The organism is Mesotoga sp. UBA6090 (genome assembly GCF_002435945.1).
Taxonomy (GTDB): domain Bacteria; phylum Thermotogota; class Thermotogae; order Petrotogales; family Kosmotogaceae; genus Mesotoga.
The window spans coordinates 17,385-39,618 of the sequence record NZ_DIXC01000024.1 but is presented as its reverse complement, the minus strand read 5'-3'; the positions used below and the strand labels follow the sequence as shown (position 1 = coordinate 39,618).

Genomic DNA, 22,234 nt, shown 5'->3' with positions numbered 1-22,234 from the left:
ATGGTTCCTCTTATGGCTTACATATCTTGGAAGAGAGTTCAACGAAAAGCGGTCATTGTTCTTTCTCGATGAAAGAGAATGGAAGATCCTGTACAAGATGGCAAACAAAGACAAACCTTTGCCGGATGAACCACCGACGATAAACGAGATAGTCTACATGCTGGGAAGAATTGGCGGTTTCATTGGAAGAAAGAGTGATGGATATCCAGGTGTAAAGACCGTCTGGCAGGGTCTAATTAAACTGCTCATAGTGCTTGAATATGCAGACATTTTTTCTAACTAACTTATGGGTAATGATGAGCTTATAGGGGGGAGGGTCTTCCCGGTCTCCTTTCTTCGGAAGGTAGCGTTGCACCCATCAACTTGTATTTCTTTGTTATTCAACAAAGATGTGCATTACTAGAATGTTAAAAATGGATTCCCAAAGGGAAGGGATGTGGAAATCATCGGATTCCATAGCAATTAGAAGTACGGAAGGCATAAATGCTTCTGAGTATTCAGCATGGTCTGTCATTAGTTCTCATCGATAATTGTCTGAGTGGGAGAAGACAGTATAATGAACTTAGTTTCGTCAGTGAAGAAAGTATCTTTTGAAGAGTTTCGTTTTTTTATGAGTTTCATTCGACAAGGGATATTTTATTGAGATCAGAAATCGAGAAAAGTGGTTGTTTGGGAGGATCGGACTGATGAATAAAAAGACAAGAAAGAGATTGGTGATTCTTATGTTTCTCTTACCCAGTATCTGTGGGCTCATCTTCTTCCAAGTCTTTCCCATTGTTTACTCCTTCATTCTCAGTCTCACAGACTGGGATGTTCTAAGTAAGGCCAATTTCGTGGGCACAGAGAACTACAAGAGGATATTTGAGAGCGAAGAGTTCTGGAGAGTTCTCATCAATACTCTTTACTACATAGTTCTATACATACCTCTGATGATAATCACTTCGATGTCCCTGTCGATGCTTCTGAATGTAAGAACAAGGTTCACAGGAGTGTTTCGGACAATATTCTATATTCCAGTTTTGAGCTCCTGGGTCGCTGCAGCAATGGTTTGGCGATGGCTTCTCAGCCCTTACTACGGTCCAATAAATTCGATTCTGGGCATAGTCGGTTTACAGGGTCCGTCGTGGTTGTACGACAAGGTCTGGGCAATGCCGGGAATAGTACTGGCAAGCGTCTGGAAGGACATGGGCTTCTTCGGGCTGATCTTCCTAGCCGGCCTGCAGGGCATAAACCCTTCCTATTATGAAGTGGCTTCGATAGACGGCGCGAAGAGATGGCAGAAGTTCAGATACATAACTCTCCCTCTCATCTCTCCTACTATGTTTTTCGTACTCATAATGGCCATAATCAACTCTTTTCAGCTATTTCCCCAGGTCATGATAATGACTAAAGGGGGCCCTCATGGGTCGACGCAGGTGATGATGGAGAGAATCTACAACTACGCCTTCACTTACTACAAGATGGGCTACGCGACAGCTCTGTCCTGGGTTATGTTCTGTTTTATTCTGGTCGTAACCCTTGTTCAGTGGAAGATGCAAAGAAAGTGGGTGCACTATGAATCTTAAGAAGCTCTCGAGACGGACTGTGTATTACCTGGTGATGCTAGCGTTTTCCTTCTTCATTCTGCTTCCCTTCTTCTGGATGGTCTCCACATCTCTGAAGGAAGCTAAAGCGCTAACAGTGCTGCCCATTCAATGGTTTCCGGAAAAAATAAGCTTCGATGGGTTCGTCAAGATCTTCGATGTCTTCCCTTTTGGACGGGCAATTTTCAACAGCATATTCATTTCGGTACTGATCACGTTCGTTACGGTGATGTCTGCATGTATGGCTGCGTATGTCTTCTCAAAGATCAAATTCAGAGGCAGAGAAGTTTTGTTTGGAATTTACATAGCAACGATGATGATTCCGGCTACTATCACAATGATACCGAACTACCTCACCCTAAAGCATCTCTCGCTGCTAAACAGCTATGTGGGCATCATGCTCCCATCTCTCTTCAACGCATTTGGAACATTCATGATCAGGCAGTACATGAGAACCATACCAGATGATTTCGTTGAAGCGGCCGTTCTCGACGGCGCATCGCATTTCAGGATCTTCTTTAGAATGATACTGCCTCTGTCAAAGCCCGCCGTTGCGACACTAACCGTCATCACGTTCATGGGAGCCTGGAACGATTACTTATGGCCGCTCATAGTTCTAACAGACAAGAACAAGATGACCCTACCGGTCGGTCTCAGTCTACTAAATGGCCAGCACCAGAGCGACTACAACATGCTTATGGCCGGGGCTCTAATATCTATGATTCCAATACTGCTAATCTACACATTCGCTCAGAGATACTTCGAACAGGGGCTCAGTGTAGGTGGTATAAAAGGCTAAAAGGAGTGTGATTCTATGAAAAGGTTTCTGGTAGTTCTAGTGGTTGCCTCAATGGTACTGACAACCTCTCTACTCGGTGTAACGACTATCAAGTTCATGAACTTCTCTTCAGCAGATGCAAATGCGAAGTATCTTGAAGAGATGAAAGAGATCTTCGAGGAACAGAACCCGGATATTAAGGTAGAAATCGAAACAGTAGGTTTCGGCGACTATTTCACCAAACTGATGACCGTCGTAGCCGGCGGCAACGCCCCTGATGCTTTTGAGCTGAACTACGAGAACTTCTATACCTACGCGAAAAAGGGTGTTCTGCTAGACCTGAACGATCTTCTTAGCTCCTCTGGTTTTGACACCAGCGTGTTGAACGAAAGAGCGCTTTACGCCTTTTCTGACAATGGTGTGCAGTATGGCTTGCCGTTCAGTTTCTCCAACGTAGTGCTGATATACAACAAAGACCTCTTCGACAGGGCAGGCGCCGAATATCCGAGAGAAGACTGGACATGGGCCGACGAACTGGAAGCGGCCAAGAAGATCAGGGCTTTGGATGCTATGACCTTTGGGATTTACCAGCCAGTTCAGTTCTGGGAATTCTACAAGATGGTCCAGCAAAACGGTGGCGGCATTCTCAACGAAGACAAGACAGCGTTCACACTGAACAGTCCTCAGAACATCGAGACTCTGCAGTACATGGTAGACAGGATACTCGAGTCGAACGTTATGCCGAGCGATGCGCAGATGGCGGGCATGGGAGATTGGGATCTCTTTGAAGTCGAGAGAATTGGAATGATAGTGACCGGAACATGGGCCTTCTCGACATTCAAAGATAGCTGTGACTTCAACTGGGACATAGCTGTTGAGCCGGGCAACACAAGCAAGGCAACACATTTCTTCGCAAACGGTCTTGCAATTAGCAAGGACTCGAAGAAGGTTGACGCGGCCTTCAAGTGGATCAGCTTCCTCTCAGGAGACATTGATGTCGCCAAGATCAGAATCGAAGCTGGCTGGGAGCTACCACCGGTAACATACCCCGAGATAATTGAACTCTACAAGCAGACCACGCCTCCAGAGAGCAAAGAAGTAGTATTCAAGTCTCTGGACTATCTCGTAACGCCCCCGGTTATTGAGCAGTTCAACGAAATGGCAGACATAGTGAACAGACATCTAGAAGCGGCAAGATACGGAGAAAAGACTCCGGAACAGGCGCTCAATGATGCCCAGGCAGAACTGGAGAGATCCATAAGGCTAGACTGATCTAAAGATCGGGCCGGGAAGGAATCCCGGCCCCTTCCCTGGAGGTTTGTCGTGGCAAGCAAAGCCAGTAAAGAGACAATGAAAGATATAAACGAAAAACTGCTTCTGAGAGGGATCTATTCGAATGAAGGAATAGACAGGGCGAGCCTCGCAAAGCTCACAGGCCTAAGTCCTGCCACGGTTACTAAGGTAGTGGGAGAGCTAATTGAAAGTGGCCTTGTAGAGGAAACCGGGGTCGCAGACTCAACAGGGGGAAGAAAGCCTATTCTTCTGAGTATCCAACCGAAGAAGCTCTGTGTGCTCGGGCTGAAGATTGGCGTGGGCTATCTTGACTACTCATTGACCGACCTCTTCGGCACCGTTCTTGTAAGTGAACGAAGGCTCCTTGAGAATCAGTCTCCAGAAGAAGTCGTCTCAGCAACGCAAACCGTTCTGAAGGAGTGGAATAGGCTAATGGGCGAAAGCCTTCTGGGGATCGGAATCGCCGTCTCGGGTATTGTAGATTCACTCAAAGGCGTTGTGAAGAATTCCTTCCTTCTGAATTGGAAAGAAGTACCAATTGCTAAATTGATCTCGGAACGATCCGGAAAGAAGACCTTTGTGATGAACGACGTAGATTCCTTCGCTCTCGCCCAATTCTGGAAGGGAGATGTGAATAACCACAAGAACTGTGTCTTCATAACTCTGGGAGTAGGGATAGGCGGTGCGGTAGCAATCGATGGCAAGCTCCACCTTACCGGAGCAGGAAGCGGAGAGTTTGGGCACATGACAATCTCTCAGAACGGAAACGGATGCACATGTGGTAGTCGGGGCTGCCTCGAAGCTCAAGCTTCCTTCGAGGTTCTTGCCCGTAAGGTCTTTTCAAGAACGACCTCTTCAGAACTGAAAAAGCTGTACAGCTCCGTCAAGGCGACGGAAACTTCAGAGATACATTATCTGAAAAGAGCAGTTGAAATCGATAGAGAGACGGTTATAGTAGTTTTCCAGGAATACGGAGAAGATATCGGAACGGCCCTGAAGAACCTTATCAACGTATTCGCTCCCGATTACTTGCTTGTAGGCGGAGAGGCGCTAGAGTTTTCGGAATTCTTTCTCGAGAGTTCGATAGATCATGCAAGGAGAAACGCATTTTCCGGTCTGGCCGACAACATAGAGTTTGACATCGACAGGATAGGTGAGAAGGCCTGGACACTTGGCTGTATTTACAGAGTAATCGAAAGCGAGCTCTTTACTGTTCGAAGATGAAAGGAGCAGATAATGGAGATAATTCATACACCGTTTGGAATAGATGATCCCTACTATACCGTTCAGGGTTACGAGAGGAGTCCGCGTGAACCTCTCGAGGGCGATTGTGTGAAAGTAAAATTCGTGACAGACCCGATGACTGTCGGTCAGAGAGCATGGATCGAAGTCCAGGCAGGAGACAGGATCTACAAGAGACGCGCTCAGTACCAGCTCAATCACGGAGGCAAAGCCCACTGGGAAGTAGATATAGACTCCGAAAGTGTGGGAACAAAGATGAAGTACAGGTTCATCGCAGGTCGCGGACCTTCAACCTACGTCACTTCAAAGTGGCACGAATACACAGTGTGCAAATGGATAGATGCATGTGATTTTCTTTCACTTGAAAATGACATCCTAACTGTGAACAGAGATAGTCGAACCAGATGTGAAGCAGTCAAAGAGGCAAGTGTACTGACGGACGGAACGGAACTGTTTGACCTGAGAATCACTCTTGAAAGAGATGAAGACGAGCAGTTCTACGGACTTGGAGAACATTTCGATGCAATCACGATTCCCGATGGTCAGGAGAGGTTCATCCACGTATACGATCAGTACAAAGTTCAGAAAAGTAGGGGTTATGCCCCTGTTCCATTCATCTTCTCAAGCAACGGAAGGGCCTTCTTCGTGGACACGGGTTTCATGACTTCCGTCAAGCTAGACATATCAGAGATTACGCTGAGGGTTTACACAAAAGGCTGCCCAATTGAAGATACCAGGATTCATTTGTGGAAGAAAGAAACTCCATTGAAAGCAATTGAGGAAATCTATAGCATTTCGAAACCTTGTACCCCTCCTCTGTGGGCTCTTGGGCCCTGGCTCTCGGCCAACCAGTGGAACAGTCAGAAAAAGGTCATGGGAGTCTTGGATGAGACTGTGAAGAACAACCTCCCGGCAACGGCTCTGGTTATTGAGGCGTGGGCAGATGAACAGACCTTCTACATTTTCAATGGAGCACAATACGATCCGCTCCCGGGCGAGCGGAACTTCAGACTGGCCAATTTCAGATTTCACGAACCCTGGCCAGACCCGGCAGAAATGATCAGAAAGCTTCACGAGAAGGGTATAAGACTTCTACTCTGGCAGATTCCGGTTATGAAGTGCTTTGACGATTCCAATCCACAGCCCGCGATAGATATCCACTACGGCAGTTCAAAGGGCTACTTTGTGAAGAAAGAGGATGGTTCCGATTACAGAATCTCCCCTGCTCGCTGGCACGAGGAAAACGTTGTCGTGGACTTCTATAATGATGAAGCTGCAAAATGGTGGGCCTCCAAGAGGGAGTATTTGATCCAAGAACTGGGAGTCGATGGGTTCAAGACCGACGGCGGAGAACATCTCTGGGGAAGAGAGACTTTCACGGCAGCCGGCAGCGCGGCGATTACCAGAAACACTTATCCAGAGAAATACTTCCAGGCCAGCGCAAGCATCTTGAGTGAAGACGGAGCGCTCTTCAGTCGCGCTGGCTACACCAGGAGTCCCGCTTACTCCCTCTTCTGGGTAGGCGATGAGGATTCTACATGGGAGGCCCTGAGAGACAACATGACTGCCGGCCTTAACGTTTCCATTTCCGGAAACCCCTTCTGGGGATGGGACATCGCGGGATTCAGCGGAGAGATTCCCTCCGCGGAGCTTTACAGAAGATCTGTTGAACTGGCGGTCTTCACACCTATCTTCCAGCTCCACTCGGAAGACCCGGGAGATCCAGTGCCATCCTCCGAGAGAACGCCGTGGAATATCTCAAGAGCCTACAACGACGAAAGCATCATAGACTACTACAGAAGATTCGCATCTTTGAGAATGACTCTCTCCCCTTACATTTACAGAGAATCGGTTCACGCAGCCCGGACAGGCAGACCCTTGACATTACCGCTCTTCCTTATAGAGAAAGAAAACGATTCTGAAGACCTGTCCTACATGTTCGGTCGAGAAATAGTCGTTTCGCCGGCAGTGGATGAAGAGATGAGAGTCAGAAAAGTGATTCTTCCTGAGGGTGAATGGGTGAATCTCTGGAGCGGAGAGACATACTCGGGTACTGTCAGTATTCATGGTAATAGAAACGAAGTCTACCTCAGAAAGGGATCGATAATACCCGTAAGCATTCCTTCTGACGAAAGGCTTTTCGGCACAAACTGGTCTCAGGAAGAGACGGGACTACTTCACGTCGGGAATGAATGGCCGAAGGATATCGGCGAGCTCAAGAGAAGGGGCAAAACAGAACGTATGGCGAGGATAATCGGCAACGAACAGGGAATAATCAAAGTAGAATGGAGAGATATACAGTAGATGGACTTACTACAGAGATCAATAAAAATCATTGAAGAAAACCAGAGCAAAGCAGGAAGCTACGTTGCATCACCCAACTTCTCGCAGTACGGCTACTGCTGGTTCAGAGATGGATCGTTCACCGCTCATGCCATGCAGAAGGCTGGAAAGAAGGAGAGCGCAGAGAAATTCATCCGATGGGGTCTGAATGTTCTCAAGAGATACCGACATTCACTTGAAGATGCCACTTTCGGTTCCCGTTCTGATTTAAGTATTCTACTGCCGACGAGATACACTCTAGATGGCTTTATCAGCGAAGACGACTGGACGAATGCACAGAGTGACGGTTACGGCACATTCCTTTGGATAGTTGCCGAGAACTCACAGCTTCTAGATGAAAGCGACCTCGAAATCTGCGATCTGTGTGCGAAGTACCTTGAGGGAGTATGGGAGATCCCCTGTTACGATGTCTGGGAAGAATTCCCGACAATGATACACACCTCAACCCTTCTCTCCATAGTTGCGGGGCTGAAGTCGATAGAAGGTGTGATCAACAGACAGACTGAATGGAAGAGAATCCTTGACTTCATACTCAAAGAGTTGACATACGACGGGCGACTGAAAAAGTCAACAGCCCTTGATTCAGTCGATTCAAGCCTAATCTGGGCCTCCTATCCATTCAGACTATTCGATAGCGACTCCCTACTTATGAAAAGGACTGAAAAGGCCATAATCGACGACTTGTATTGTGATGGAGGTTTGAAGAGATATAACAGGGATACATACTACGGCGGCGGAAGCTGGATACTTCTCAGCGCCTATCTTGCCGGTCATCTAAAACTAAACGGCGAAAATACAGTTTCGGAAGAGATAAAAAAGTGGATAGAGAAAAACGTCGACACCAACTGTAGTTTACCCGAGCAGATTCCAGAACATCTGATCGATACGAAAATGTATGAGCCTTGGGTCAAAAAGTGGGGAGATATCGCCTCGCCCCTCCTATGGTCACATGCCGCATACATCGACATGATACTTTGAGCGCTGACGAAAAATAAGCCTTTTCGATGTGGAAGAACTGCTGTACGCTTGCAAGAAGACACAGTTCGCTTGAAGCTTAGAAGAGACGTCATCTGTCCACCGTTCTCCGAGTAGAGCGTATGAGCCGGGTCTAGGGTTGTGGGGTCTAGGGTCTGGCAAGAGCCTTAGGAACTGTTCTTGGAAAGAGCAATTCTTCGGTCCGACGCTACGCGTCCAGGTTCTTGGTTGGTAACCTGAGGTGAGAGGGTAGAGGTGTGAGGTGTGAAGAGCGTGAAGATTTTGATTTTCTAACCTCTAACCTCATGCCTCTTACCTCTTTTTAGAGAGAGAGACGAACGAGAAGAACGAGATCCCGTATACAATCATTATGGGATGACATGAGGGGGACCATTTCACGGCAGGCTCCACGGGATGATTTCAGAGTAAACCGTCTTTTTCACCACACCCGAGACCCTTCACTCATACCCTGCTCTTTCCGTCATCTCGCTTCAAAGAACCGCTGTACGTTTAGGAACAAAAACCCGCTGATCGCTGTAAGATCCGCTATTCGCTTGTCCCTTAGCGTTTTGAAGAGACGTCCTACGTCAACCGCCCAATACCAAAAACCCGTTCGCCGATAAGATCAAGATAAGATGAGAAGGATTCGAGCGGTTTGCTTCGCTCAGGAAAAGGCGAGAAATATGGAAGCCAGTCTGCTTACGCAGGCCACTCTTTGCTTCGCAAAAAAGAGGAATACTACGTATAGGTGAATAATGGAGTCACCAAAAAAAGAAAGAAAGAGGACTTTTTAGAAGCTTGGAGGGCACACCACCCAGATTCCTATCGCTACTTCGTTCCCAAGGTTTCTCCACTTGTGTGGTATTGTGCTGCTGTGGGTTATGCTATCTCCCTCTTCGAGAATCAAAGTACTATCTCCAAGCTGAAGTTCAATCTTCCCCTTCAGCATAATTCCCGATTCAATGCCTTCGTGGATAAAGAAGTCTTCCGTACCGGCGTCAGGACTCAGGTAAGAAATAAACATGGAATATGACTTGTTGGGCGCGGAAAGAACCTCGTAATAGAGGCCGGGCGCAACCGTGACAGTCATTCTATCTTCGCGTTTTATCAAACCTTTCATGAGGCTTTCCGAGGAATTCTGCTGCACAAGAGAAATCACGGTCTCTCCCATTGCGTCGAGAATTTTCTTAAGAGTATTAAGCGAAGGGGAAACCTTTCCATGTTCTATTTGACTTATCAGACTGGAGCTCACACCGGAAGTGTCGGCCATCTTTTTTATGCTGATTTTTCTTGCCTGCCTCAGCGATCTCAGCTTGTTTCCTATGTTGTCAAGTTCAGTCATCTTCAAGGTCCTTCGTCGAAAACACTAATCTTGACATGTCGCCATAAAGCGCATTAATTCTTTCAAACTCAGTATGATCATAGAACTTGCACTTGTTCTGTCCAAATCGTTTTGCTACCTCGAAAGAGAAACGAGCAGCCAACTCTATGTCCAGTTCGTGCGAAGAACCTGTTGCACATCCGGCAACGGCCACCTCGGTTGTTATCCCAAGACCTATTACGGGAACGCTCAGTAAAGTACAGGGCTGCATAATGCTGTTTATGTGATGGATTCTGTTTCCATAAGGAGTAACGTCTTGCATAGTTATCGGCAAGACTCTCGCCGGCTGACCAGTAACGGATTCATAGATATCGAGCAAATCATCTGAGACCTTCAGTATGTACCCTTCCTTCACAGTAGGTGTTATAGCTATACCTTTCCAGTTCATCAATCTGTTTCCCTTAGTTGTATCTATTGAAATAACTGCATCGAGGCGCCCCTTGAGCATTGCCTGCAGCGCCTGCCTTGTTCCTATCGGTGATCCCATGAATGGAACAGGCTCGTGTGGCTGTGTCGGAGCATCGGGACAGATGTGTGTCGAAACGTAGAGATTCCCCGGAAGCCTATCTCCCTGGCTGCTTGCTTGGGCCGCCTTCAGGGCCAGTGCAAGTGCCGCAGCAGCACCGTCTCCATCGCTAACAAAACCTATCACGTCCGGTCTAGCTCCAATACCTCCAAGCTGCCCGACTACGCCAAGAACAGGTAGAGAGGAGTCCTGTCCTTCGATCAGAATTCGAATCACGTCGGTGCTTCCTTTTTCGCTGCCAGCGTTCTCGATCTCTACAACAACGCCTTCGTATGGTGCGAAGAGTTCCGCAACTTCTTTCCCGTTTACAGAAGGGCTATCGAGAAACTCAAGAATATCCATTACCTGCCTAAGCATTGAAATTACCTCCTGTGTAATAAAGATGGCATCTTACCTTTCTGTCGCGGACGACCTTGAGTTCCGGTTTTATCGTGCAAGCCTCAAAGACCTGTGGGCACCTCGTAATAAACGGGCAGCCTTTGGGCGGATTTACCGGACTGGGAATCTCGCCTTTTAGAATCTCATTCGTCGCTTTCTTACTCGGATCAGGCTGTGGGACAGACTTGAGCAGTCCCTGAGTGTATGGATGAAGCGGGCTATCAATTATCAGATCTACCGGTCCAATTTCCATGATGTTTCCCAGATACAGAACGGCCACATGGTCGGAAATCTGACTTACGATCTTGAGGTCGTGTGTGATGAAAACATAAGTCAATGAAAACTCCTTCTGTAGATCGCTAAGGAGGTTCAGCATCTGTGCCTGAATTGAAACGTCAAGAGCCGAGGTTGGTTCATCCAGGACCAGCAATTCCGGCTGCAGAATGAGCGACCTCGCGACAGAGACCCTCTGCTTCTGCCCGCCGCTTAGTTCGTGAGGGAATTTCTTGATTGTTGAACGATCCAAACCAACAGAGTCGAGAATATTCAAAACCCTTTCTCTTCTCTCTCGTGAACTCCCCAATCTATGAATTCTCAACCCCTCTTCGATGATCGAAAAGACATTCTTTCTCGGGTTAAGCGAAGCATCCGGATCTTGAAAGATCATCTGGATGTTTCTGTAATCGGCCTTCGTTCTTCCAATTGGACTTCCCATATACAGAATCTCACCGGATGTTGGCTGATACGCACCACATATCAACCTTGCTATTGTGGATTTTCCGGACCCGCTCTCGCCTACCAAACTGAAAACGCCGCCCTTATCGACTTCAAAGGATACGTCATCGACTGCCTTGAGAAACTTAACCGGTTTCCCAAAAATGCTATCCTCTATTGGGAATCTCTTTGTAAGGTTCCTAATTTCCAACAGCTTCATTATTCGCAACCTCTCTACCATAAAGCCAGCAGCATACTTTAGATGAACCCACTGAAAAGACAGGCGGTTGCTTTTCAGCGCAAATCTTCATTGCCTTACTGCACCTTGGGTGAAAACGACAGCCTGTTGGGGGTTCCAGCAAGCCTGGAACGTTACCCTTTATAGAAGGAAGCCTTTCCTTTCTCTTCTCGGGAATCAATTTCGGTACGGAATCAAGTAGACCGAAAGTATAAGGATGCTTCGGATTCTTGAAGATCTCTTCGACAGATGCATTCTCTACCTGTTTCCCAGCGTACATAACCATCACTCTATCTGCAATCTGTGCGATGACTCCGAGATCGTGTGTAATGAAAATCAGAGAAGTCTCGAACTCTTCTTTCAATTCACGGAACAGATAGAGAATCTGAGACTGAATTGTCACGTCAAGAGCCGTAGTTGGTTCATCGGCAATCAATAGCTTTGGATTGCAAAGCATCGCCATAGCGATCATGATTCGCTGGCGCATGCCCCCGCTATACTCAAAAGGGTACCGGTCCATGAGATTCTCCGGTGAGGGAATTCCAAGATTCTTCATGATCTCAATCGACTTCGCCTTCGCCTCTGGCTTTGTCATATTCATATGGTTTACTAACACCTCGACCAGCTGAGCTCCTATCTTCATCGACGGGTTCAGTGAATTCAAGGGATTCTGAAAGACCATCGATATCTTTTTCCCCCTTACCTCCTCGGCCTCTTTGAGAAGATTCTTTCCCATGAATTCCATCTTGCGAGCTTTTACTTTGCCAGGAGGAGAAGGTATCAGACCCATCAGTGAAAGCGCAGTGACACTCTTACCGGAACCGCTTTCTCCGACTATGCCGAGCACTTCTCTTTCGCCCACCGAAAAGCTAATACCATCCGGGGCTCTAAGTATTCCCTCAGGCAACCTGAACTCGACCGTTAGGTCTTCCACCTCGAGAACATGACTCAAAATTCTTTCCTTCTCTCTTTGAAATAATCTATAACTTCTTGCAACACCGATCTATCCGACAGAAGATCATAGACTGTAAGCGCCATTGCTTTCGCGGCTCTTATCATTGCATTGTAGGCATATTCTGAATTCGCACAGGACGCGAATTCTCTTGTATGGGTAGGGATGTCCCGGTGCTCGGTAATATTTATGTACCCCTGTATCGCAGGCAACACGTGCGTAACCGAACCTACATCCGTAGAGCCGACTCCTTGTTCATACGTACGCATAGTTGTTTTTTCGCCGACGAGCTCGTAATTACTGTCCAATAGGCGTGCAATAGGAACGTTTACGTACACCTCTTCCATCTGCTCGGTTTGCTCCACCTCAAAATCACACCCCGTAGCCAACGCCCCTGCTTCAACTATCTTCTTGAACTTCTCCGAGACAACGTCGACTTCTTCAATAGTCAGCGCCCTTATTCCGATCTCGGCAGCTGAAAAATCGGGAATTGTATTGAAGGATTGACCGCCATTGGTGATTATTCCGTGTATCCGAACCTTCTCCGGAAGCTGCTGACGCAATGCAGAAATACCATTGAACATCTGAATCACAGCATCGAGCGCGTTTACACCTTTAGCCGGATCCGCGGCAGCGTGAGCCGGTTTACCAAAGTATTCAATAGAGAAGGTCTTCAGGGCATACGAAATGTCAAAACCCGTACTCATTGAAGCGGGGTGAATAATCAAAGCAGCGCTCATATCATCAAAAACACCCTTTTCGACAAGAACCCTCTTCGCTCCTCCGCGTTCTTCAGCGGGGCAACCTACCACAACAACGGAACCGCCGGTTCCCTCGATCGCTCCGCTTTCCTTGAGTGCGATAGCCGCTGCAATACTTGTAGTACAGATCAGATTATGACCGCAAGCATGGCCGATTTCAGGCAGCGCATCATATTCGGCCATCACAGCTATTCTCGGATCAGAGTTACCGTAACTTGCAATAAAGGAAGTGGGCAGCTCCTCAATAGCCGGGCTTATAACCTCAAATCCGGAGGCTTTAAGGAAATTCTTTAGAGCCTCAGATGACTTGTACTCCTCGTAAGAGAGCTCAGAGAAACCGAAGATCTTCTTACCCAGCTCAATTACATCACTGGAAATTCTGTCAACACTATGGATTATTCCCCTTTTCTTGTCCATGTAACCTCCTTCAAGACCTCAATCTGGGATCTAGCACGTCTCTCAAGCCATCTCCAAGAAGATTGAATCCCAAACAGGAAACTAGGATCGCTATTCCCGGAAAGATAGCCATATTTGGAGCAGTCTGAAGATAATTCTTGGCCTCGCTCAGCATGCTTCCCCAAGATGGGGTTGGCGGCTGAATTCCAAGGCCTAGAAAGCTCAATGTGGCCTCGCTGATTATCGCACCGGCGAAGTTCAAAGAAACATATATGATTATTGTTGGAATGATGTTCGGAAGAATGTGAAACATGATTACCCAGAGATTCGATCCTCCCATCAATCTCGCCGCAGTAATGAACTCCTCGTTTTTGTAAGTCAAGACTGCGCTCCTAACAACTCGCGAGAAGCTCGGTATCATAACAATACCGATAGCGAGCATCGCATTGAAGAGCCCTGGGCCGAGAACCGCCATCATCGCTATGGCCAGCAGAACATATGGAAAAGACAACAGTGCGTCCATTATTCTCATAATTATTGAATCGACTAGGCCTCCGAAAAAGCCGGCTATCACACCGATTATTGTGCCAAGAAGCGAACCTATGCCCACAGCTACAACACCAACCATAAGCGATACTCGACTTCCGTAGACCAGTCTGCTAAAAAGATCTCTACCGTAGTCATCCGTGCCGAACAAGTGGCCCCCTTCACCGGGTAAAGCAAAGATGTGCATGAAGTCCATGTCCTCTGCTTGGTGTGTTGCAATAAGCGGGGAGAACAAGGCGAGCACAAGGATTATCAGAATCACAACAAGCCCTACAACAGCCTGCTTGCTCCGTAGAAGTCTCCTCAAGAATTGTGCAGCTCTCATTACTGTGACCCTCCATAAGCGACCCTAATCTTTGGATTGAGAAACGCATAGAGCATATCCACTATGAAATTTACAAGTATGTATATGAAAGCAATGACCAAGACTTCACCCTGTACGAGTAAGAAATCTCTTCTCAATATCGCGTCTATCATCAATTTGCCCAGTCCCGGGAGCGCAAAGACGGTCTCCGTTAGAACAGCTCCTGCAAGCAGTGTACCAAGCTGCAGACCAATGACCGTTACTATCGGAACAAGGGCGTTTCTCAGTGCGTGGTTATACAGAACTAACCTCTTCTTCAATCCTTTAGCCATCGCGGTTCTCACGTAATCCTGCCTGAGAACCTCCAGCATACTCGATCGGGTGAACCTCGTTATGATTCCCATAGACTGAATTCCGAGAGCCGTAGAAGGCAGGATAATATGCTTGACAACATCCCAAAGTCCATTTGAAATGTTTCCAATCCCAACCGCGGGAAGCCACCCAAGCTGCAACGCAAACACGATTATGAGTATCATGCCGAACCAGAATATCGGAACCGATATCCCAACTAAGGAGAGAATCGTTATACTGAAGTCTACAAAACTATCGTGCTTGGTTGCGGCAAGAATGCCGGCCGGTATTCCAATTATCGAAGCAATGAATAGAGCGCTCACGCTCAAAAGAAGCGTTGTCGGAAGTCGCTCTACAATCAGTGAGATCACATCCTGCCTATATATGAGAGACTTGCCGAAGTTACCGGTGAACACCCTCTTCAGATAAAGCGCAAACTGAGTGAAAACAGGCTGATCGAGTCCCAGCTCTGCTCTAAAGCGCTCTATGTCTTGAGCTCTGGCGCCTGGTCCTAGAAGAACCGCCGCAGGATCTCCAGGAATAAGCTTCATCAAAAAGAAAACCGTCAGAAGCACAAAGAAAAGGGTGGGAATAATCTGGAGCAACCTTCTGACAATGAACTTTCTCACAACACCACTCCTTTAAAAGGGGATGGAGCGAAAGCCCCATCCCGCAAAAAACGATAGTCTATTCTACGTAAACGTTTGTTCCCGGAGCGAAGATCCGTATGGTCATATCCGAAGAAACCGTGAAGCCCTTTACCTTGTCACTAACACCCATGACAACAAGCTTGTGGTACCCAGGGAAGAAGAACCTGTCTTTCATCACGAGTTCCTCGGCCTTCCTATAATACATAATCCTTTCATCCTGATCAGCAGAGGACTCACCCAGCTCTATGTACTTATCGACTTCGGGGTTGTTGTATGTACCGCCATTTCCATAAGTTCCCGCAGTCGAAGAGTGGAACATGTAGTACATGAAGAATTCAGGGTCGGGATACCATGTCCAACCGATTGCGTAAATGTCCGCTTCTCCATTAGCAGATACTTCTATAAAACTTCCCCACTCGAGAGATATGACTTCGAGATCAATTCCGACCTGCTTTAGCATCGACTGCATAACGATGGCCATCTTTCTTCTGTTTGGATCGTCAGAAGTATACATCTTAAGCTTAAGGCCATCTGAATATCCGGCGTCCTTAAGGATCTGCTTCGCGCCTTCGGGATCGTAAGGAGTGTAGAAATTCTGAACATCGGGATTGTATGCCCACGATCCGGGGGGAATAGGTCCATATGCAGGAACTCCACTCTCATTAGGGAAGATGACTTTAGCTATCTGTGTGACATCTACTGCCTTGAAAATCGCTTCTCTTACCTTGGGATCGGTGGTCGGGCCCTTCGTCGCGTTCATGTAAGCGGCGTAGATGTTGTTTCCGCCCACCATTACGGCCTCAACATTAGGATCAGCGGTTACCTTAGGAATGTCCTGATCGAGAATATCGCTTGTAATATCCACCTGTCCGCTGAGAAGCGCAAGAGTCAACACAGCTTTGTCAGGGATGAACTTGTACGTTAGCTTCTTTACATAGGGTTTTTCGCCCCAGTACTCTTCGTATCTCTCAAAAGACATATGGTCATCCTTGACCCATTCCTTCAACACGTACGGACCAGAGCCGATCGGATGAAGAACGAAGTCGTCGCCCCAGCCTTCGACTTCTTCTTTAGGAACGATTGCAGCTCCGATATCCGTAAGAACAGTAAGGAATGGAGCGTATGGATACTGAAGAGTGATCTTGACAGTGTAAGTATCAACGACTTCGATAGTGTCGATCATGTAGATTCTCACCATCGGAGAGATTTCCATCTCTCTGTCAAAGCTATACTTCACGTCTTCTGCAGTTACATTACGCCCGTCCTGGAACTTCCCCTTCTGGAAGAAGACATTCTCTCTGAGCTTGAATGTCCAAACCTTTAGGTCATCGCTCACGGTCCAAGACTCGGCAATTAGTGGTTTAATCTCCTTGACATCGGCAGTGTAAGCTACCAACGTCTCGAAGACATTTCTCATTACCTGAGAAGAAGCCAGATCCTGATACATTGCTGGATCCATTGTCGTCGGATTCTGGTCGGTTCCAACAACAAGCTCCGAATCATACTTTTCCGCTGCAAATGCAGAGAATGAAAGTACGACTACGAGGAACATGATTACCAAATACTTTCTCATACAATACCTCCTTTTCACACTATGGTGCGAAGAAATTTCCCCACGATTCTTCTTGCCGAAATAACTGTACCTGAAGCAACCTCATGAATCATTGACTCATGATCCAGTCGGTAACCCATACAATCAAGATAGATATACTTTGAATCCGCAAGACCGCTAGGTATTGAGGGACTTCCCTCATAAGGCGAAAAGCTGAAGACCTCAAGTCGCGTCGAAAGTCCTTTCCATCTCTGTGCAAGGCACGCTTGCTTCTTATCTGGCACAACTACTGCTAGACTTTCGAAAGGACCCTGAGAACTCAAGAAAGACTTGATGACTCTATATGGCTCAATATACTTAACTATACCAAATTCACTGGTGCACAAAAGCATTGTCGGTTCTTTCACCTCAAACGCAAGAAGTTGTTCTCTAACCCATTCTTCGGAAAGCTCTACCTCTCGACCGTCCCGCAAGCGGCTAACTAGCAGATCTCTTTCTGACGTTGGTTTAGGAATGTCTCTTTCTTCTATAGTATCCAACAATCCGATCTCATGCACTTCAAAACGCTTTCCAACAATCTGGACAAGCTCAGGAACGAGATCGTCTCTAGGCGACTGGCCAATAGTCAAAAATGTCATATCCATACTCCAATTAAGTCTTGATTAATTAAATTAAATTATACTACATGACATCTCGATATTCAAAACCCATCTCTAAGATCCAACGAACGCAGTCAGTTGGCTTGTTCAGACAATTATAGCTGCATATTGTTCGATAGCGACCAGCTTTTGAGACACAGCACTCACGTATCGGGCTCCTACTAATCAGTAGAAGCGATATTTTGCAAGTGAGAAACTCATTTTAACAGTAGTAGGTTCCTGCACGTCAGATGACTTTGAGAAGGGGATTACACTTATCATTGCTCTTTCAGATAGAGGTCTGGCTTTTTCTTGCAACTTACATCATGAAACTTGCAACTCTTCGCACTTTTCGCGACATGGATCGAGATCCTGAGCAGGATCATTGCCAGGATGACATGAAGGGGTTGTCATCCCGTGGAGCCTGCCCTGAAAGCCTGCCCCAAAATGCTCCTGTTCAGGGATCGTGTTTGGGGGGCCTGCACGGGATCAGGCATTTAGAAACCGCTTTACGCTTAAGAACAAAGACCCGCTGTTCGCTGGGAAGAGCCGAGAAAGAGCATTTACGAGGGTTCGCTGCGCTCACGAGAAGACGAGAGCGACCGTCTCGCGCTCTCTCCTCTTCTCACACTCCTTAACCAAGAACGAATAACCTGGACGCGTAGCGTCGGAACGAAGAATTGCTCTTTCCAAGAACAGTTCCTAAGGCTCTTGCCAGACCCTAGACCCCACAACCCTAGACCCGGCTCATACGCTTTCTTCTCGGAGGACGGAGAACCGTTGACGGTTGACCTGAGAGGCTTGCTGCGAAGCAGCCTCGCTTCCGCTTCGGATCTTTCGAAGGACGGGTCCACGGTCTTGGACGAAGGACCAAGGACGTTTCTTTACGGCGACCAGCGTTTCTTATACCAGCGGCTCTTTTAGCCCGCTGTACCCGGAACTGGCCTTTGCGAAGCAAAGACTGGCCACCGAAGGTGACTGGCCAACACAGCAGACTGGCTCTATTTTACCTCCTGCGAGCAGCCTCACTTCTGCTCTTGCCAGATCCTAGACCCCACAACCCTAAACCCGGCTCACACTCTCTTCTTGGAGCATGGCGGACCGTTGACGGATAACCGTTCATTTTTGTATTCGCATCTTGGTACTTGCAGCTTCTAGAAAACTACCGAGCTCTTCGGCTCTACTTCAACCAGTTCTACAATTTGCCCTTCTTCTACAACTATTCTTCTGTATGCCAGTGTGCTATCAGTTTCCACTGCCCTCTTCGTCGTAACCGCAAGCGTATTAAGTGAATAGTCTATCGCGTCGCTATGGCGATGACCAAAAAGAGCAAGGGCTACGTTGCTAGTGCTGAAAAGCTCTAGTAGCTCTCTTCTCTGTTCAGTCTCTTCGAAGAAGATCCATCGATCATCGTAGAAGTTGTGATGGGCGAAAAGAAGGATCTTTCCGGCGCCTATTCTAGTCAGTTCTTGGGCTATCCATTTCATCTGTTCTTCAGAGACTACGCCGCTCACAAATCCGTACTCGGAATCGGCCGTATTTAGACCCATGAAGTGCCAGGAACCCCATTGAAAGCTGTAGTAACAAGGACCAAATACCTCTTCCCACAGTTCGATCCCGCTAGTCTTCCCGGATCTTTGAGTATCGTGATTCCCTGGCACAGCAAATACGGGAAAGTCACAATATTCAAGAATCTTTTTCTTTATGAATTCCCAGTCAGTTGTATATGCAAGGGCAGAGCTAGAAAGATCGCCTGTTATTAACATGAGATCGGGGCTTTCTTCACGAATCTCACCAAGAAGTCTTTCAAACAAGAGCATATTCTCGGGTTTACCCGGCAGATCGAGATGGAGGTCGGTAATCTGAATGACTGTGAAGGAGTCATCCATGTGTCCGATTCGAACGGAGTGTTCTTCCAGCTGATGGTAGAGATGACCGTTGTTCTCTGCGAAAACCTCAAGCGAATAAAGGCCTTCGGGAATGCGATCCGGGATTATGTAGGTGTTACTGTCGATTTGTGATAACTCATATGCGCTTCCCGTTTTGCTAAGTAGTCTTGCTCTTTTCTGTGAATAGCTTTCTTTTGTTAGTATTTCAAGGATGCGATTGTGACTTAGGTAGGGGAAAGCAAATCTCGGAGAGACAATGAATTGGTATTCTTCATCAGAACTCTCAGATGGGGACTCTTCTTCAGATAAGGCACCCGCCTTAACGATATTCCATCCAAGATTGGTCTTCATTGTGAAACCCAGAGTGTTTTCATCCAGCCAGAACGGACTTGTGGATGAGAAGAGATCCCTCGTTACAGGAGTAATCGAATAATCAAAGAGATCTATAACGAATACTTCTGTCTCTCCTCTGTAATCGGCAACAAACGCAAGCTTTGTGCCATGCGGCGACCAAACGGGAGAAAACTCATTGAATGAGCTGCTTAGAATCCCAGTCGTCTTGCCGGTTTTCATGTTCAGGGTCACTATGTCCCAGCTATCCCCGTCCCAGTACTGGAAGGCGACATCGTTGCCTGTCGGTGACAACGTGGGTGATCTCGCATTCTCAATGAGAGTCGTCCTCGCACCAGACGACAAATCCTGTCTAACAACAAACCATACTCCCTCTCTTCTTTCCGAATAAAACAAGAAATCCTTCTTGGAAGAGATTACTGGTTCGATTTGGTCGTAGTCCTCTGATGTCAGAGTCTTTATCTCTTTTGTTGACATGTCATACGAAAATATTCCCCAGTCACTGTCTTGATCATCAGGCAGGATTCTTCCTGCAAAGAGCAGTATATTGTCCTTGAGATATGGATATTCTGCTTCCCCGGGGAATGGTATCTTTGTTGAAACGTTTCCCTGAACTAGTTTATAAATTGCGGGAGAAAAGTCCTTGGATCTTGTTCCCTTTTCCTTGTAAAGACTGGCAAAGACTTCTTTTCCATTTGACGTCCCAGCAATGCTCGAAGAAAAGAAATCATTATCGGACGAGGACAGCTGGGTGATAACTTCTATGTCTTCAGGAAGTATTAGATCTCTCGATTCTTCTTCTCCTTTTGTAGTTTCAGGTTCTTCCTCCATCGGAGTAAGAAGGTCTTTTCTGGCAATTGTGGTTAAGAATAAAACCCTGTTTTCTGTGTGCTCTCGAATGTCTTCGTCGATTGTTGGCCTTATATAGAAGTTTCCTTCATTGTCCTGAATCAGAACTCCCTGAACTGCAGCGAAGCTTCCATTGTCAAGAGACGATATGTCGATGCCGGCATAGTCATAGAACTTCACTTTCATTCCAGCCGATACGTTGTCAAAATCATGGTCTGACGGTCCAGTCAGCCAGAAACCCCTGGAAATTGTTTCATTGTCGTAAGCGCTTATCTTCCCGAAAATCATTACCAACGAACCTTCAAGGTTTATGAGCTGGCTCTTTGCAGAATCTGTAAAGATGATCACAGGCTCGGGCAATGTCTCTCCCTTTCTGATTATCTCAATATCTTCAGGAGACGATGGTCTAATAACGAGGCTGTTTACATCTGTTGTATATCCAACCGTGGAGAGAGTACCCTTCACCCGTACAAGATCACCTTTCTCTACGAGCGGCTCCTTGAAACCTTGAGCATAGATGAGAATGCCTGCGCTCTTGTCTGTTAGGGCGAAGTAATTCGCTGAGTCATGCCAGAGGCCTGAGCTTACCATTGCTATTCCTTCAACCTCAACGATGTTGTTTAGAAACAAGTACCTGCCTTCGGATCTCTGTCGAATATCATTGATAGTCACGGCTATTGGGTCTACGAGTTCGACCGTTGGTTCTTTCTCAGCTACCGGTTCTTGAGGAGATGACAATGTGAAAATGTCGTAGCTGCCTGCACCATCAGGTCTGTTCAATCCCGAGAAATACAGTATCTGTCCGTCGGTCCAAAGACTTCTTTCGTCGAGAAATGTGTTTATATGTTGTCCGGGGTGCTCTATACTTCGGGTATAAAGATCCCAGCGATAAATATCATATCCTCCAATTGAGTCATCCCTTGCAGAATCAAACCATATGGAACCATCTGGAGAAACAAACACCGACCATTCATCGCCGCCGGTGTTAAGGAAGCTGAGATTCTCCGGCGACGACCATTTCCCGTCGATTGATTCAGCTTTCCAGATGTCTCTTCCTCCGATAGGTTCCTTTCCAGCAAAGGTGCCTTCCGAAGTGAAATATACGACGGTCTCGTCCGAGTTCACCCAGATATCCCACTCTTTTACATCCGTGCTGAGTTCACTTATTAGAGTTCCTTCTGTCCAGCCGCCCTTCTCTTCATCAAATACCGATCTGTAGAAATCATAGTCGGTATCGGCCGAGTATCTAGCGAAATACATAACCAACTCTCGGTCATTTTCTATCACACAGGGATTGATCTCGTACTCAGATGTGTTGATTTCGCCTGGAAGCCATTGTGGTTCGGCCCATTCTCCGTTTTCTAGCGTTGTGTAGTAAATGTCGTAGTTTGTCCCAGCGAAGTAGAGAATCCCGTCGTGAAGCCATGGCATCCTCTCTATTCCACTCGAGCAAAATGGCAGCATCTCTACTTCTATCTGACCGAAAGTCATGATACTCATGAGCGCGATTGCCAAAACGATCAATATTCTTTTTCCTTTCATAG

17 protein-coding genes are annotated in these 22,234 nt (G+C 47.0%); 7 read left to right on the top strand and 10 right to left on the bottom strand.

Annotated features, from left to right (window positions below; genetic code table 11):
• From B3K42_RS04125 to B3K42_RS04095, 7 genes are all read left to right on the top strand, one after another.
• Nucleotides 1–283 (top strand): IS4 family transposase (locus tag B3K42_RS04125; RefSeq protein ID WP_292597022.1); only part of this gene is annotated, 283 nt, incomplete at its 5' end.
• 403 nt (nt 284–686) lie between these two features.
• Nucleotides 687–1,565: a carbohydrate ABC transporter permease gene (locus tag B3K42_RS04120; RefSeq protein WP_110990313.1), complete on the top strand. Its 879-nt coding sequence runs from the start codon at nt 687–689 to the stop codon at nt 1,563–1,565.
• Entirely contained in the window at nt 1,555–2,382 is an 828-nt protein-coding gene (locus B3K42_RS04115; RefSeq protein ID WP_110990314.1) for a carbohydrate ABC transporter permease, read from the top strand. The genes B3K42_RS04120 and B3K42_RS04115 overlap by 11 nt, the downstream gene beginning before the upstream one ends.
• A 15-nt stretch (nt 2,383–2,397) precedes the next feature.
• Nucleotides 2,398–3,633 carry an ABC transporter substrate-binding protein gene (locus tag B3K42_RS04110; protein WP_110990315.1) on the top strand — a complete coding sequence of 412 codons (1,236 nt, stop codon included), beginning with the start codon at nt 2,398–2,400 and terminating at the stop codon, nt 3,631–3,633.
• Between the two features lie 51 nt (nt 3,634–3,684).
• A complete protein-coding gene (locus B3K42_RS04105) occupies nt 3,685–4,878 on the top strand; it encodes an ROK family transcriptional regulator (protein WP_110990316.1) in 1,194 nt (397 codons plus the stop codon).
• A 12-nt stretch (nt 4,879–4,890) separates the two neighbouring features.
• A complete protein-coding gene (locus B3K42_RS04100; protein WP_110990317.1) occupies nt 4,891–7,200 on the top strand; it encodes a TIM-barrel domain-containing protein in 2,310 nt (769 codons plus the stop codon).
• Nucleotides 7,201–8,217, top strand: a complete 1,017-nt coding sequence (locus B3K42_RS04095) for a glycoside hydrolase family 15 protein (RefSeq protein ID WP_110990318.1) — start codon at nt 7,201–7,203, stop codon at nt 8,215–8,217.
• Between the two features lie 787 nt (nt 8,218–9,004).
• Here the strand turns inward: B3K42_RS04095 and B3K42_RS04090 are convergent.
• The 10 genes from B3K42_RS04090 to B3K42_RS04045 form a co-directional block, all read right to left on the bottom strand.
• Nucleotides 9,005–9,556 carry a helix-turn-helix domain-containing protein gene (locus B3K42_RS04090; RefSeq protein ID WP_110990319.1) on the bottom strand — a complete coding sequence of 184 codons (552 nt, stop codon included), beginning with the start codon at nt 9,554–9,556 and terminating at the stop codon, nt 9,005–9,007.
• Nucleotides 9,549–10,478, bottom strand: a complete 930-nt coding sequence (locus tag B3K42_RS04085; protein WP_110990320.1) for a DUF1177 domain-containing protein — start codon at nt 10,476–10,478, stop codon at nt 9,549–9,551. Before B3K42_RS04085 ends, B3K42_RS04090 begins: the two co-directional genes overlap by 8 nt.
• Complete coding sequence (locus B3K42_RS04080) at nt 10,471–11,433, bottom strand: ABC transporter ATP-binding protein (RefSeq protein WP_110990321.1); 963 nt, start codon at nt 11,431–11,433, stop codon at nt 10,471–10,473. The genes B3K42_RS04085 and B3K42_RS04080 overlap by 8 nt, the downstream gene beginning before the upstream one ends.
• Nucleotides 11,414–12,403, bottom strand: coding sequence for an ABC transporter ATP-binding protein (locus B3K42_RS04075; RefSeq protein ID WP_110990322.1), 990 nt, complete (start codon nt 12,401–12,403; stop codon nt 11,414–11,416). The genes B3K42_RS04080 and B3K42_RS04075 overlap by 20 nt, the downstream gene beginning before the upstream one ends.
• Nucleotides 12,400–13,581 carry an amidohydrolase gene (locus B3K42_RS04070; RefSeq protein WP_110990323.1) on the bottom strand — a complete coding sequence of 394 codons (1,182 nt, stop codon included), beginning with the start codon at nt 13,579–13,581 and terminating at the stop codon, nt 12,400–12,402. The genes B3K42_RS04075 and B3K42_RS04070 overlap by 4 nt, the downstream gene beginning before the upstream one ends.
• A gap of 10 nt (nt 13,582–13,591) precedes the next feature.
• Entirely contained in the window at nt 13,592–14,431 is an 840-nt protein-coding gene (locus tag B3K42_RS04065) for an ABC transporter permease (RefSeq protein ID WP_110990324.1), read from the bottom strand.
• Entirely contained in the window at nt 14,431–15,390 is a 960-nt protein-coding gene (locus B3K42_RS04060; RefSeq protein WP_110990325.1) for an ABC transporter permease, read from the bottom strand. Before B3K42_RS04060 ends, B3K42_RS04065 begins: the two co-directional genes overlap by 1 nt.
• Nucleotides 15,391–15,448: 58 nt before the next feature.
• The gene (locus tag B3K42_RS04055; RefSeq protein ID WP_110990326.1) at nt 15,449–16,984 is read right to left on the bottom strand and encodes an ABC transporter substrate-binding protein; all 1,536 of its coding nucleotides are present in this window, start codon (nt 16,982–16,984) and stop codon (nt 15,449–15,451) included.
• 14 nt (nt 16,985–16,998) lie between these two features.
• Entirely contained in the window at nt 16,999–17,601 is a 603-nt protein-coding gene (locus B3K42_RS04050; protein ID WP_181419050.1) for an AroM family protein, read from the bottom strand.
• A 1,154-nt stretch (nt 17,602–18,755) separates the two neighbouring features.
• Nucleotides 18,756–22,232: a metallophosphoesterase gene (locus tag B3K42_RS04045; RefSeq protein ID WP_110990328.1), complete on the bottom strand. Its 3,477-nt coding sequence runs from the start codon at nt 22,230–22,232 to the stop codon at nt 18,756–18,758.
• Between the last annotated feature and the right edge of the window lie 2 nt (nt 22,233–22,234).

Excerpts from the sequence above, each read along its gene's own strand:
- B3K42_RS04090 (WP_110990319.1), bottom strand. The coding sequence starts at position 9,556 with ATGACTGAACTTGACAACATAGGAAACAAGCTGAGATCGCTGAGGCAG.
- B3K42_RS04080 (WP_110990321.1), bottom strand. The coding sequence starts at position 11,433 with ATGAAGCTGTTGGAAATTAGGAACCTTACAAAGAGATTCCCAATAGAG.
- B3K42_RS04085 (WP_110990320.1), bottom strand. The coding sequence starts at position 10,478 with ATGCTTAGGCAGGTAATGGATATTCTTGAGTTTCTCGATAGCCCTTCT.
- B3K42_RS04050 (WP_181419050.1), bottom strand. The coding sequence starts at position 17,601 with ATGACATTTTTGACTATTGGCCAGTCGCCTAGAGACGATCTCGTTCCT.
- B3K42_RS04115 (WP_110990314.1), top strand. The coding sequence starts at position 1,555 with ATGAATCTTAAGAAGCTCTCGAGACGGACTGTGTATTACCTGGTGATG.
- B3K42_RS04065 (WP_110990324.1), bottom strand. The coding sequence starts at position 14,431 with ATGAGAGCTGCACAATTCTTGAGGAGACTTCTACGGAGCAAGCAGGCT.
- B3K42_RS04100 (WP_110990317.1), top strand. The coding sequence starts at position 4,891 with ATGGAGATAATTCATACACCGTTTGGAATAGATGATCCCTACTATACC.
- B3K42_RS04120 (WP_110990313.1), top strand. The coding sequence starts at position 687 with ATGAATAAAAAGACAAGAAAGAGATTGGTGATTCTTATGTTTCTCTTA.
- B3K42_RS04095 (WP_110990318.1), top strand. The coding sequence starts at position 7,201 with ATGGACTTACTACAGAGATCAATAAAAATCATTGAAGAAAACCAGAGC.
- B3K42_RS04055 (WP_110990326.1), bottom strand. The coding sequence starts at position 16,984 with ATGAGAAAGTATTTGGTAATCATGTTCCTCGTAGTCGTACTTTCATTC.
- B3K42_RS04070 (WP_110990323.1), bottom strand. The coding sequence starts at position 13,581 with ATGGACAAGAAAAGGGGAATAATCCATAGTGTTGACAGAATTTCCAGT.
- B3K42_RS04110 (WP_110990315.1), top strand. The coding sequence starts at position 2,398 with ATGAAAAGGTTTCTGGTAGTTCTAGTGGTTGCCTCAATGGTACTGACA.
- B3K42_RS04045 (WP_110990328.1), bottom strand. The coding sequence starts at position 22,232 with ATGAAAGGAAAAAGAATATTGATCGTTTTGGCAATCGCGCTCATGAGT.